At 72.5% G+C, this 11,934-nt stretch carries 11 protein-coding genes and 2 tRNA genes; 4 read left to right on the forward strand and 9 right to left on the reverse strand.

Going from position 1 to position 11,934, the window contains the following annotated elements:
• Window positions 1-132: 132 nt before the first annotated feature.
• The 9 genes from RNC47_RS15855 to RNC47_RS15895 all read right to left on the reverse strand — a co-directional run bounded on the left by RNC47_RS15855 (window position 133) and on the right by RNC47_RS15895 (window position 9,588).
• Complete coding sequence (locus tag RNC47_RS15855) at window positions 133-684, reverse strand: hypothetical protein (protein WP_311599323.1); 552 nt, start codon at window positions 682-684, stop codon at window positions 133-135.
• Complete coding sequence (locus RNC47_RS15860; RefSeq protein WP_311599325.1) at window positions 681-2,408, reverse strand: PHP domain-containing protein; 1,728 nt, start codon at window positions 2,406-2,408, stop codon at window positions 681-683. The genes RNC47_RS15855 and RNC47_RS15860 overlap by 4 nt, the downstream gene beginning before the upstream one ends.
• Window positions 2,409-2,552: 144 nt before the next feature.
• Window positions 2,553-4,079, reverse strand: coding sequence for an arabinosylfuranosidase ArfA (gene arfA, locus RNC47_RS15865; protein WP_311599326.1), 1,527 nt, complete (start codon window positions 4,077-4,079; stop codon window positions 2,553-2,555).
• Between the two features lie 120 nt (window positions 4,080-4,199).
• The gene (locus RNC47_RS15870) at window positions 4,200-5,063 is read right to left on the reverse strand and encodes a carbohydrate ABC transporter permease (RefSeq protein WP_311599328.1); all 864 of its coding nucleotides are present in this window, start codon (window positions 5,061-5,063) and stop codon (window positions 4,200-4,202) included.
• Window positions 5,060-6,016 (reverse strand): carbohydrate ABC transporter permease, encoded by a 957-nt coding sequence (locus tag RNC47_RS15875; protein ID WP_311599330.1) that lies wholly within the window; start codon window positions 6,014-6,016, stop codon window positions 5,060-5,062. The genes RNC47_RS15870 and RNC47_RS15875 overlap by 4 nt, the downstream gene beginning before the upstream one ends.
• Window positions 6,013-7,362 carry an extracellular solute-binding protein gene (locus RNC47_RS15880; RefSeq protein ID WP_394814793.1) on the reverse strand — a complete coding sequence of 450 codons (1,350 nt, stop codon included), beginning with the start codon at window positions 7,360-7,362 and terminating at the stop codon, window positions 6,013-6,015. The genes RNC47_RS15875 and RNC47_RS15880 overlap by 4 nt, the downstream gene beginning before the upstream one ends.
• A gap of 159 nt (window positions 7,363-7,521) precedes the next feature.
• Window positions 7,522-8,379 (reverse strand): SMP-30/gluconolactonase/LRE family protein, encoded by an 858-nt coding sequence (locus RNC47_RS15885; protein WP_311599332.1) that lies wholly within the window; start codon window positions 8,377-8,379, stop codon window positions 7,522-7,524.
• Window positions 8,380-8,414: 35 nt separating this feature from the next.
• Entirely contained in the window at window positions 8,415-9,182 is a 768-nt protein-coding gene (locus tag RNC47_RS15890) for an IclR family transcriptional regulator (RefSeq protein WP_311599333.1), read from the reverse strand.
• Between the two features lie 109 nt (window positions 9,183-9,291).
• Window positions 9,292-9,588, reverse strand: coding sequence for a YtxH domain-containing protein (locus tag RNC47_RS15895; protein WP_311599477.1), 297 nt, complete (start codon window positions 9,586-9,588; stop codon window positions 9,292-9,294).
• Window positions 9,589-9,752: 164 nt separating this feature from the next.
• Between RNC47_RS15895 and RNC47_RS15900 the strand changes: the two genes are divergently transcribed.
• The 4 genes from RNC47_RS15900 to RNC47_RS15915 all read left to right on the forward strand — a co-directional run bounded on the left by RNC47_RS15900 (window position 9,753) and on the right by RNC47_RS15915 (window position 11,891).
• Window positions 9,753-9,825: transfer RNA gene (locus RNC47_RS15900), tRNA-Asn, on the forward strand.
• Window positions 9,826-10,046: 221 nt separating this feature from the next.
• A tRNA-Ile gene (locus tag RNC47_RS15905) sits at window positions 10,047-10,120 on the forward strand.
• Window positions 10,121-10,258: 138 nt separating this feature from the next.
• Window positions 10,259-10,417: an Lrp/AsnC ligand binding domain-containing protein gene (locus tag RNC47_RS15910; protein ID WP_311599334.1), complete on the forward strand. Its 159-nt coding sequence runs from the start codon at window positions 10,259-10,261 to the stop codon at window positions 10,415-10,417.
• Between the two features lie 91 nt (window positions 10,418-10,508).
• Window positions 10,509-11,891 (forward strand): FG-GAP and VCBS repeat-containing protein, encoded by a 1,383-nt coding sequence (locus RNC47_RS15915; protein ID WP_311599335.1) that lies wholly within the window; start codon window positions 10,509-10,511, stop codon window positions 11,889-11,891.
• Window positions 11,892-11,934: the final 43 nt, after the last annotated feature.

Here is an 11,934-nt window from a genome sequence, read left to right on the forward strand (position 1 = left end):
CTTTCCGGCTGCGCCGGGGTGGGGCAAGCCCCGCGCGGAGCGCGTGCCAGCCGCCGGCCCGGCGGAGCCGGAAAGGGTGGGTGGGGAGAAGCCGCGCGGAGCGCGCCGTGCCGCGCCGTGCCGGGGCGGCCGTCAGTCGTCGTGGTCGGCGCCGCAGCACGGGTGCGGGTCGGGGAGTTCGAAGGGGACGTAGACGCCGCCCCGCGCGGGGGCCACCCGCAGGAGCAGCCGCCCGCCGCGGAGTTCAGGCCGCACGTGGTCCCGGGTGTCGAGCCGCGCCGACGGCGGCGGCATCGCGCCGCCGAGCGCGACGGCCGAGTCGATCGCCGTGCGCGCGAAGAGCTCCGCCAGCGTGAGCGTGCCGGTCAGACCGGCCGAGCCGGGGAAGTACACGGCCCGCGCGCCGTCCCGGTCGTGCGCGGCGAGCGCCGCCACCGCCGCGGCCCGGTGCTCGGCCGGGCCCGTGACCCGGCCGTCGTCGTAGGCGACGGCCACGTCGTCCGGCAGGGCCCCGGCCGGGTCCGGCAGCTCGACGGAGAGCGCCAGACCCGGCTCGGGGGTGCGCACCACATGGGTGCGGGCGTGCGCACCGGCCGGCAGCGGGAGTAGTTCGGCCAGCCGGTGCGCGAGGTGGTCGACGCCGCGCAGGCCGCGGCTGCCGTCCGAGAGGCCGAGCAGGGTCACCGCGGCAGCACCCAGACCGGGTTGGAGTAGAACCACAGGTCGCGCCACGGGTCGGCGTCGCCGAGGACATCGAGGGCCGGCCCGTTGGGGTCGACGGCCGCGCCGTTCAGGCCCACCTGCGTGCGGTTGCCGTCGGTGCCGCGCACCCGCAGGAAGAACGGGCGGTCGACGCGGCCGAGTCGGTACTCGAGGGTGACGCTGCCGGTGGACTTGTTGACCTCGAAGGACTTGGCCACCCGGGTGTCCGGCGTGTGGAACACGTCCTTGTCCGAGACCGGGCCCGTGACCTCGCCGCGGATGACGTCGACGCGGGCCAGCTTCGGCACGAACTGCGCCCAGTTGGGGCCGTTGGCCAGCGCGATCTCCAGCGTGAGGGTGACGTCGGTGCCGCGCCGCACGGAGAGCGAGCCACCGAGGGTGACCGACTGGCCGCCGCCGCGCAGCTGGGCGTTGAGGCCGGAGATCAGGCCGCCGTGGTCCACCCAGACCCGGCCGGCGCGCAGCCCGTCCATGACGGCGGCGTAGGAGAAGCCGGCCGCGCCGACGTGGGTGCGGCTGTACTGGCCCGGCCAGTAGTCGCCGGCCTCCAGGTCCATCGCGGGGCCGCCGTAGACCGGCGCGTCGTGGTAGCCGTTGCCGTTGAAGTCGGTGCCCTCGGGGCGCACGGCGACGTCGCCGTAGACGCTGTGCGAGTCGGAGTTGGCGGTGATCCACCACGGCTTGCCCTCGGCGAGCAGGCTGTCCCAGAGGCCGCCGACGGTGGCGGTCATCCAGTCGAAGCCGCCCCAGGTGCGGTAGCTCTCGGCCGGGTAGCCGGGGAAGGAGCCGCTGCCGGGGCTGGAGTCGTAGTAGCCGCGGCCGCCGCCGGGGCCGTGCGGGGCGGGGATGCCGGCGGCCTGGTGGCCGGGGGCGCCCTCCATGCCGAGCGCGATGCGGGGCTGGGCGTCGCGCCAGCCGCGGATCTCGTGCGGGGAGTCGATGCCCTTGCGCGAGGGGTGGTGGGCGAACATCACCGCGTCCCGCACCTTGCGGCGCTGGACCTGCTCGGCGAGGAAGTTGAGGCCGGAGATGGCGAGGGCCTCGTTCTGCGGCGTGGAGCCCGTGGCGTTCCGGACGGCGCCGTCGTAGTCGGTCTCGAACTGCTTGAGGACGGAGACCTCGTTGTCGCCGGGGTGCACGAAGACGGTGGCGTGTTCGGCGGCCGGTATGTTCCACTCCAGGCCCTGGAAGACGAGGGTCTCGTCGAACTGGTCGCGGGCGGCGCGGATGTCGGGGTTGACCTTCTCGACGCCGATCCGGGAGTGGTTGACGGAGCCGTGGTCGGTGATGACCATCCAGTCGAGGCCGTGCCTGGCGCCCTGGCGGACCTGGTCGACGACCCGGTACTTGCCGTCGGAGCTGTACTGGGTGTGGATGTGGTGGTCGCCGGCCAGCCACAGCAGCCGGCCGCTTCCGCCGCGGCCGCCGCCGCTCGCGCCGGAGTCGTCGCCGAGCAGGCTGCCGGCGGCGGCCGCGCCGGTGCCGGCGAGCACGCTGGCGCCGGCCACCCCGGCGCCGAGCAGGCCGGCGCGGCGCAGCATGGAGCGGCGGGACAGCTGGTCCGGGCTCAGCTCGCTGTCCGGCACGTTGACGTCCATGGCCGCCGGCAGTGGTCTGGACTCGGCCTCGTGGTCGTGGCCGTGGTGGTGGTCGTGACCGTGGTGGTGATGGTGGCCGTGGCCCATCGTCGCTCCCCTTGGGGTGTTTCGCCGGTTTCTCGTCTTCTCGGCGGGCACTCTTCAGGCAGGAGATGAACGGAAGGTGAGCCGTGAGGGACGTCGACCCACCGGATCCCTTTCCGGTGGGTCGACGTCTTATGCGTGCGGATGTCAGGCCAGCCGGATCACGTTCCAGGACAGCGGTTCGAGGGTGGCGCGCAGCACCTCGCCGTCCAGGGTGGTGCCGGTGGCCGGGTGCGGGGTGACCCGGTCCGGCCGGGCGGCGGTGTTGCGGGCGTCGGGGTCGGCGTCGGCGAGCACGCTGTGCTCCACGACCTCGCCGAGGCCGAGGCCGCGCAGGGTGACCTCGAGCGGCAGCGTCTCGGTCTGGTGCCGGTTGACGGCGAAGACGGTGACGGCGCCGGTGGTCTCGTCGCGGACGGCGGTGGCGTGCAGCAGGTCGACCTCGCCGTACTGGGCCGTGGTGTGCCGGGGGCTCTCGGCGCGGACGTCGAGGACGGTGCCGCGGCCGTGCGCGGAGGCCTGCGCGAAGGGGTAGAAGGTGGTCTGCCGCCACGCGGCGCCGCCGGGCTCGGTGGCGATGGGGGCGATGACGTTGACGAGTTGGGCGAGGCAGGCGACCTTGACGCGGTCGGCGTGCCGGAGCAGGGCGATGAGCAGCGAGCCGAAGACGACGGCGTCGGTGACGCTGTAGTTGTCCTCCAGCAGCCTCGGCGCCTCCGCCCAGTCCTCGCCGCGGCCCTCGCCGGAGAGGGTGGGGGCGCTGCCGTCCTGGTACCAGACGTTCCACTCGTCGAAGGAGAGGTTGATGGTCTTCTTCGACTTCAGCCGGGCGCCGACGTGGTCGCAGGTGGCGACGACGTTCTCGATGAAGGACTCGGTGTCGACGGCCGAGGCGAGGAAGGAGTCCCGGTCGCCGTCGCGCTCGTAGTAGTAGGCGTGCAGCGAGATGTGGTCGACGAGTTCGTAGGAGTGCTGCAGGACGGTGGACTCCCAGGCGGCGAAGGTCTCCATGGACTGGGAGGAGCTGCCGCAGGCGACGAGTTCGACGTCGGGGTCGATCTGCCGCATGGCGCGGGCGGTCTCGGCGGCGATCCTGCCGTACTCGTCGGCGGTCTTGTGGCCGGTCTGCCAGGGGCCGTCCATCTCGTTGCCGAGGCACCAGAGGCGGATGTCGTAGGGGTCCTTGTCGCCGTGGGCGGCGCGGAGGTCGGAGAGCGCGGTGCCGCCGGGGTGGTTGGCGTACTCCTGGAGCTCGATGGCCTCGGCGACGCCGCGGGTGCCGAGGTTGATGGCCATCATGGGCTCGCCCTGGATCTTGCGGACGAAGTCGACGAACTCGCCGAGCCCGAACTGGTTGGTCTCGGTGGACCGCCAGGCCAGGTCGAGCCGGCGCGGCCGCTGGTCCTTGGGGCCGACGCCGTCCTCCCACTTGTAGCCGGAGACGAAGTTGCCGCCGGGGTAGCGGACGACGCTCACGCCCAGCTCCCTGATCAGCTCCAGCACGTCCTCGCGCAGCCCCGCCTCGTCGGCGGTGGGGTGTCCTGGCTCGTAGATGCCGGTGTAGACGCACCGGCCGAGGTGTTCCACGAACGAGCCGAACAGCCGCGGGTCAACGGCCGAGACGGTGAAGTCGGGGTCGAGCGTGAAGCGGGCGGTGTGCGATGTCTCGCTCATGCGGGTCCTTGCTCCGTCAGCCAGTTTTGTTCGTGATGTCGAACGACGGTCGTTACTTCGAACAGTGAACCTAAGGCCCGAACGACCCGCCGGTCAACGGGTTGTCCGCTCGCCCCTCCTTCACTGCCCCGCCAACCCCGTGTGGGCGACACCCCGCACGATCTGCCGCTGGAAGAAGGCGAAGACCACCAGCAGCGGCAGCCCGCCGATGATCACCGAGGCCATCACCTGGGCGTAGCGGACCCCGTAGGTGGACTGGACGTTGACCAGGCCGACCGGCAGCGTCATCGCGTTGGGGTCGGTGGTCACCAGGAACGGCCAGAGGAAGTTGTTCCAGGTCTGGATGAAGGTGAAGATCGCCACGGCGGCGAGCACGGGGCGGGAGAGCGGCAGCACGATGGTCCAGAACACCCGCCAGCGGCCGGCGCCGTCCACGTAGGCGGCCTCCTCCAGTTCGCGGGGCACGCCCTCGAAGAACTTCACCAGGATGAACACCATGGCGGGCACGGCGACCTGCGGCAGGATGACGCCCCAGTAGGTGTCGACGAGGCCGAGGCTGACCATCTCCGCGAACAGCGGCGCGATCAGCACCTGCGGCGGCACCATGATCCCGGCCAGCACCAGGCCGTAGAGCACCCGCCGGCCGCGGAACTCGGTGCGGCTGAAGCCGTACGCCGCCATGGCGGTGAGCGCCACGGTGAGCAGCGTCGTCATGGAGGCGATGTAGGCGGTGTTGACCATCCAGCGGGTGAGGTCGCCGGACTCCCACACCGCCCGGTAGGCGTCGAGGGTGAGGTAGGAGCCGATCCACTGGAAGCCGGTCTCGGTGGTCTCGCTCTCCGGCTTGAAGGAGGTGGCCAGCGCCCAGGCCAGCGGCAGCAGCCACAGCAGGGCGAGCAGCAGCGCGCAGCCGAGCATCACGAGCCGCCCGGGGGTCCAACGCGGCCGGCGGCCGGCCGCCGTGCCCTCTACCACGGCGCTCATATCGAACTCTCCTCTCGCCGCCGGCGGGTGATGCGCAGGTGGATCAGCGAGACGATCACGATCAACGCGAAGAAGATGTACGAGATCGCCGAGGCGTAGCCGATCCGGTAGCCGGTGAAGCCGGACTGGTAGACGTACTGCAGGATGGGCCGGGTCGACTCGTCTGGGCCGCCGCCGGTCATGATGTACACCTGGTCGAAGATCTTGAGCGAGGCCAGGAGTTGGAGCACCAGCACCACGCCGGTGGTGGAGCGCAGTTGCGGCAGCGTGATGTGGCGCAGCCGGTGCCAGGCGCCGGCGCCGTCCAACTCGGCCGCCTCGTAGAGGTGTTGTGGGATGGACTGCAGGGCGGCCAGGTAGAGCAGGAAGTTGAAGCCGACGGTCCACCAGATGGTGGTGAGGACGATGGAGAGCATCGCGTAGCGGGTGTCGGTGAGCCAGCCGATGCCGGGGTGCAGGCCGAACTCGGCGAGGAGTTGGTCCGCGAAGCCGAAGTCGGACGGGTAGATCACCCACAGCCACAGCAGGCAGACCACGCCGGACGGCAGCAGGAACGGCGCGAACCAGCTGAGCCGCCACAGCCAGGCCACCACCCGCAGGTGGTGCGCGAGCAGCGCGAGCACCAGGCCCACGACCACCAGCGGCACGGTGGACAGCACGGTGAACCAGAGGGTGTTCCAGAGCGAGGACCACACGTCGGGGTCGGTGAGGGCCTCGGCGTAGTTGTCGAAGCCGATGAAGTCGGCCCGGGTGCCGGCGACGTCGGCGTTGGTCAGGCTCATCCTGACGCCGGAGAGCAGCGGCCAGACCAGGAAGAGGGCGTAGACGACGAGGAAGGGCAGGGTGAAGACGAGGCCGTGCTCGGTCCAGTGGCGGCGCACGGTGGCGGACGCCGGTCGTTTCCCGGCGGTGGCCGGCTGGATGGTCGGCTCGGGTGGCGCGGTGGTCGTCATGCGGTCTCCCCGAACGGGCTTGGGGTGTCCAGGAGTTGCTGGAGCCGGTGCCTGGCCTCGGTCAGCGCGTCCTCGGGGGTGCGGGTGCCGAGCAGCACCCCGGAGAAGACGGCGCCGAGTTCGAGCCAGAGCGGGGAGGCGGAGCCGGCGAACCAGACGCGGGGGTCGAGCACCACCTCGTCGATCACCTCGCGGTACTCGGACTGCGGGCGCATCGCCAGGTAGTCGGGCTCTTCAAGGGTGGGGAGGTAGGCGGGGACGTGGCCGCCGGCGGCCCAGTCGACGGAGTGCCTGAGCATCCAGGCGACGAAGGCGTGTGCCGCCTCGTTGGAGGCGCCGCCGCGCCCTCTCTGGTGCGGCAGCACGAAGGCGTGGCAGTCGGCCTGGGTGGCGGCGGTGCCGAAGAGGTTGGGTATCCGGGCCATGGAGAACGGCAGCCCGTTGTTGGTGTAGGTGGTGACCTCCCACTCGCCGTTGATGAAGAAGCCGGTCTCGCCGGCGGCGAAGATGCCGACCGCGCCCGGGTAGTCGGCGCGCTCCACGCACAGGCCCTCCTGGGTGAGCCGCCGCATGTAGTCGAGCACGGTGCGGGCCTTGGCGTCGTCGATGGCGATCCGGGTGCCGTCCTCGGTGAGCAGTTGGCCGCCGGTCTGGGCGTAGAAGGCGTTGAACATCCGCCAGGGGCCGATGGTGTCGGCGCCCAGGGTCTCGGCGACGAGGCCGGGGCCGCCGGTGACCTCGCCGGCGGCGCGGACCGCCTCGGCGAAGGCGTCGGCGCCCTCGATGGCGCGGAGCCGCCCGTCGCCGTCGAGCAGCCCGGCGCGCTCGCAGACGTCGGTGTTGTAGTAGAGGACCAGCGGGTGGGTGTCGAGCGGGATGGCGTACAACTCGCCGTCGACCATGCCGCGCTGCCACAGGTCCGGTGGGAAGTCGGCCTCGGTGATGCCGTGTTCGGCGAGCAGGTCGAGGTCGAAGGGGTCGAGGAGCCGGCCGGGGGCGAAGCCGGCGAGCCGCGCCAGGTGCATGGCGGCGACCTCGGGAGCCCGGCCGCCGGCGCCGGCCATGCCGAGCTTGGTGTAGTAGGGCGAGCCCCAGGAGAGGGTGGCGGCCTGCAGGTCGAGGTCGGGGTGCTCCGCCTGGAAGGCGTCGAGCATGGCGGCCATGTTGGCGCCGTCGCCGCCGCCGAACAGGTGCCAGTAGCGGAGCCTGGTCTGGCCCGAGCCGACGCCGCTCGGGGCCGCGCAGCCGGCGGCGGCGAGGGCGGCCAGGGTGCCGAGCCCCGCGAGGGAACCGAGCATCCGCCGTCTGGTCGGGCCGGCGGGCGGTGGCACGGATGGTTCTGTCATGCGGCTCACCCATCCTCCATTCGTAATCCCGAACATGGATCGGAGATACGAACGTGAACGTAGGGGCGGCCACCGGACGAGGTCAACGGTCGTGCAGTAGGGGATTTACGGAGCGGTCCGGCGGGCCCGCCGGCGCCGGGCCGGCGGGCTCACGGGGCGTCAGCCCGCGAACGCGGGCTGCGGCAGGCCACGGCCGGCGCCCGGCAGGACCAGGACGGAGCCGGCCAGCGGCTCGGCGCCCGGGTCGGTGCCGACGCTGGCCGTGGTGATGTAGAGGTCGGTGAGGTCCCGGCCGCCGAAGGCGCACGCCGTGGGCCGGGAGACCGGCACCTCGACGACCCGGTCGAGCTTGCCCTCGGGCGTGAAGCGGCGCACCGCCCGGCCGTCCCAGAACGCGACCCAGACGCAGCCCTCGGCGTCCACCGTCAGGCCGTCCGGGTAGCCGGCGAACTCCGAGGTGTCCACCAGCGGCCGACGGTCGCGCCCACCGCCGTCCTCGGTCACGGTGAGCACGTCGACCCGCCGTGTCGGGGTGTCGACGTAGTACACCAGCGAGCCGTCCGGGCTCCAGCCGGTGCCGTTGCTGACCGTGACCTCGGGCAGCAGCACGGTCGCCGCGCCGTCCGGCGCGACGCGGACCAGCGAGCCGCCGCCGGGACGCTCGTCGTAGCGCATGCTCCCGGCCCACAGGGCGCCGTCCGGCGCGACCGCCGCGTCGTTGCCCCGACGGCCCTTCACCGCCTCGTGGCGCAGCCAGGAGAACCCGCCCGCCTCGTCGTAGAGCCCGACGCCGTCCCTGAGGTTGACCACGAAGCCGCCGCCGGCGCGCGGCTTGGCGGCGCCGACGTGCTGCTCGGTGGGGAGCACGGTGCGCCGGCCGGTGGCCGGGTCGAAGAGGTTGATCCGCGAGGCCAGGATGTCCACCCAGACCAGCCGCTCGGCCGCCGGGTCCCAGGTCGGCCCCTCCCCCAGGTCGGCCCGCGCCCGTATCGCGATCTCCAGACCGTCCGCCACCATGCCCGTCCTCTCTCCTTGGGTTGGTCCCCGGCCCGTCAGCCGTGGTGGCCGAGCCGCTCGGACAACTGCCCGGCGCCCTTGACCGCCAGGTCGGCCAGCTCCGCCTGCCGCTCCTCGCTCCACCTGATCATCGGCACCGACACGCTGAGCGCGGCCACCACGCGGCCCGCCCGGTCGCGCACCGGCGCGGCGACGCAGCTCACGTCCGGGTTGGACTCGCGCTGCTCGGAGGCGAGCCCGCGCTCCCTGATCTCGTCGAGCGCCGCCCGCAGCGCGTCGGGCTCGGTGATGGAGTGGGGCGTCATGGCCCGCAGCTCGCCGGCGGACGCCAGGCGCTCCGCGAGCTCGTCCGGCGGCAGCGAGGCCAGCAGCATCTTGCCGACCGCCGTGCAGTGGGCCGGCAGCCGGCGGCCGGCGGCCGAGACCATGCGGACCGCGTGGGTGCTGTCCACCTTGGCGATGTAGATGACGTCGGCGTCCTCCAGGACGGCCACGTGCACGGTCTCGCCGCAGGTCTCGGCCACCGCGCGGGCCACCTGCTGCCCCTCGGCGGCGAGGTCGAGCTGCTCGGCGTACCGGCTGCCGAGCTGGTAGGTGCGCACCCCGAGCCGGTAGCGGCCCGGCTGCTCGGGCACCGGCACCAGGTAGGAGCGGGCCGCCAGCGTGGTGACCAGCTCGTGCACGGTGGTGCGCGGCAGCTGGAGCCTGCGGGTGATCTCCGGCGCGGAGAGCGTGCCGTCCCCGTCGAGAAAGAGCTCCAGTATGTCCAACGCCCGGCTGACCGCCGGCACGCGACGCCCCATGCCCCTCGCCCTCCCGGCACTCGTCTGTTCGAGATCCCGGGCGAATTCCGGAATCTCGAACATAGCTAACCAGCCACGGTGACCGTGGGCAATGGCCGGGAGGCTCCGGCTACGACTCGTGCCAGGCGTCGACGTCCTTGCCCGTGGCCCGGTCCCGCACCGAGCGTAGCGTGTCGGTCACCGAGCTGGGCACCCTGCCCGCGGTCCGGTCGGCCATGACCCCCGCCGCCCGACCGGCGGCCTGCAGGCCGGCCTGCGAGGCGCTGTCCACGGTGTTCCGGACCGTCGGGTTCCGCCGGGCCCGGTCCGCCGCCTCCCGCAGCTGCTCGTACCGCTCCCGCCCCGCTCTGGCCCCCAGCACGTACCCGACGGCCAGACCCGCGATGAAGATGAGCTTGCGCATCAGACGCTTCCCTTCGTCGGACTTCCCGATCTTCTCCTGACCCATAACGGCCCTGGCAACCGGGTGGCCCGGATACCGATTTCAACGCACCCCCTCACATGCGCTAATGTAAGCGGCGCGCGGAGGACGCGCCCCCGGGATCCGGGCGGCCGACCCGAGCGGAGCAGTCCCCTGTAGCTCAATTGGCAGAGCAGCCGGCTGTTAACCGGCAGGTTACTGGTTCGAGTCCAGTCGGGGGAGCGCCACACGAAGGGCCCCTTCCGGGGGCCCTTCGTTCGTTCGGCGACTTTCTCCGGCTTTCTCTCGCGTCCCGCGTGCATCTCTTGACCACCATCGGGAACCGATCACCCCATGCCCGCAGTCACAGCCCACGTACGAGCACCCCGACCCGCGCGGGAGATCGTATGAACAGCTATGCTGCGGCAGACGGCGCGCACAGATGTGCGCGGCACGCCGTTCCTGGGGCGGTAGCTCAGCCGGTTAGAGCAACGGACTCATAATCCGTCGGCCGTGGGTTCGAGTCCCACCCGCCCCACACATCGTCACCCCGCTCCGGTGGACGACCGTGCCCCCGAGGATGCTTGAGCGCGCGCCGCGCCGCCACAGGTGCGGTCACACGGTGGTGGCCGGGGGCCACGGCCACCGACAGGCCGGCCCACCACCAGTCGAGGTCGTGGAGTTCCGTCGGATGTACGGCCGCCCCGACTACTTCATCCGCGTCGCCGTCGCCGACCACGCCGCCTACGCGGCCTTCCTCATGGGGAAGCTCAGCCCCCTGCCCGCGGTGCTGCGCCTGGGGTCCCACCTGACCATGAAGAACATCAGGCCGTGAGTCGAACTCTCAGAGAACTCCCGTACAACTTCCGGGACATCCCAGGGGTCTTCCCTCTGTTGTGTTGATTCTTCTGGCCAGGGAGAGCTGGATGAGACGGAGCACGTTGCGGATCGCGACGACGCTGGGGGCGGCCGCTGTCGTGGGGGGTGGCCTGTTGCCGGCCGTCCCGGTCGGGACGGCGCAGGCGGCGCCCGCCCGGTACGCGGACGACTTCAACGGGGACGGGTACCGCGACTACGCGGCCTGGGCGTGGGCGGAGGAGACGGACGGCGCGGACGCCGTCGAGATCACCTACGGCACGGCGTCCGGGATCGGCACCCGGCGGCAGGTGATCCACCAGGGCAGCCCCGGGGTGCCCGGCGCCAACGAGGCGGACGACATGTTCGGCGCCACCAGGACCGGCGCGGACTTCAACCGCGACGGCTACGCCGACCTGGCGGTCGCCGCGCCGGGCGAGGACGTCTCGGGCCGGGTCGACCAGGGCAGCGTGACGATCCTGTGGGGCAGCGCCAACGGCCTGACCGGCGGGACCAATGTGCCGAGCCAGAGCCCAGCGGCCTACGACCGCTTCGGCGACGACCTGGCCACCGGCGACTTCAACGCGGACGGCCGCCCCGACCTGGCCGTGATCGACGGCAACGACGCCTACGTCTTCCGCGGGGACATCACGCCCTCCGGCGTCGCCGGCTCCGTCACCCGGCTCAACCGCGACCCCGGCTTCTTCGCCACCCGCCTCGTCGCGGGACACGTCACCCGCGACACGGCCACCGACCTGGTGGTCATCGGCGTCAACGGCTACGAGGGCGAGGAGGGCACCGAGGCCTGGTTCGTGCGCGGCGGCTCGACCCTGGCCCCCGGCACCTCCGGCCGCCTCTCCCCCACCCAGGACAGCTGGTGGGCCGACGGGGTCATCGCCGACTTCGACCAGGACGGCTACGGCGACGTGGCCTTCGGCGACGACGCGTACAACGAGAACCGGGGCCGGGCCACCGTCTGGCGCGGCGGCGCGAACGGCCCGGTGTCCGCGGTGCGGATCACCCAGTCGACGGCCGGCGTGTCCGGCTCGCCCGAGGTGAACGACCAGTTCGGCTGGAGCGTCTCGGCCGGCGACGTCAACGGCGACGGCTACCCCGACCTGGCGATCGGCGCGCCCGGCGAACAGATCGGCGACCTGACCGACGCCGGCGCGGTCCACGTGCTCCGCGGCGGCCCGAGCGGCGTGACCGGCACCAACTCGCAGGCCTTCGACCGCGGCACGTCCGGCGTGCCGGGCGCCCGGCAGCAGTACGACCGCTTCGGCACGACCGTCCGGCTGCGCGACACCAACCGCGACGGCCGCGCCGACCTGCTGGTCGACGGCGGCAGCGGCGACCAGGCCGCCGTCCGGCTCCCGGGCACCACCTCGGGCATCAGCACCAGCGGCGCCTCCTACTGGGGCGACTGGGACCTGGCGGACGGCGCACTGCAGTAGCGGCCCCGGGCCGGCACCCGTCCTGCTGCGGACGGGTGCATTC

It is taken from the genome of Streptomyces millisiae, from assembly GCF_031845425.1.
In the GTDB taxonomy this organism is placed as follows: Bacteria; Actinomycetota; Actinomycetes; order Streptomycetales; family Streptomycetaceae; genus Streptomyces; species Streptomyces millisiae.

Bases quoted from the DNA above. Each gene is read 5' to 3' on its own strand.
- RNC47_RS15860 (WP_311599325.1), bottom strand. From the start codon at position 2,408: ATGGGCCACGGCCACCATCACCACCACGGTCACGACCACCACCACGGC.
- arfA (WP_311599326.1), bottom strand. From the start codon at position 4,079: ATGAGCGAGACATCGCACACCGCCCGCTTCACGCTCGACCCCGACTTC.
- RNC47_RS15870 (WP_311599328.1), bottom strand. From the start codon at position 5,063: ATGAGCGCCGTGGTAGAGGGCACGGCGGCCGGCCGCCGGCCGCGTTGG.
- RNC47_RS15875 (WP_311599330.1), bottom strand. From the start codon at position 6,016: ATGACGACCACCGCGCCACCCGAGCCGACCATCCAGCCGGCCACCGCC.
- RNC47_RS15880 (WP_394814793.1), bottom strand. From the start codon at position 7,362: ATGACAGAACCATCCGTGCCACCGCCCGCCGGCCCGACCAGACGGCGG.
- RNC47_RS15885 (WP_311599332.1), bottom strand. From the start codon at position 8,379: ATGGTGGCGGACGGTCTGGAGATCGCGATACGGGCGCGGGCCGACCTG.
- RNC47_RS15890 (WP_311599333.1), bottom strand. From the start codon at position 9,182: ATGGGGCGTCGCGTGCCGGCGGTCAGCCGGGCGTTGGACATACTGGAG.
- RNC47_RS15915 (WP_311599335.1), top strand. From the start codon at position 10,509: ATGAGACGGAGCACGTTGCGGATCGCGACGACGCTGGGGGCGGCCGCT.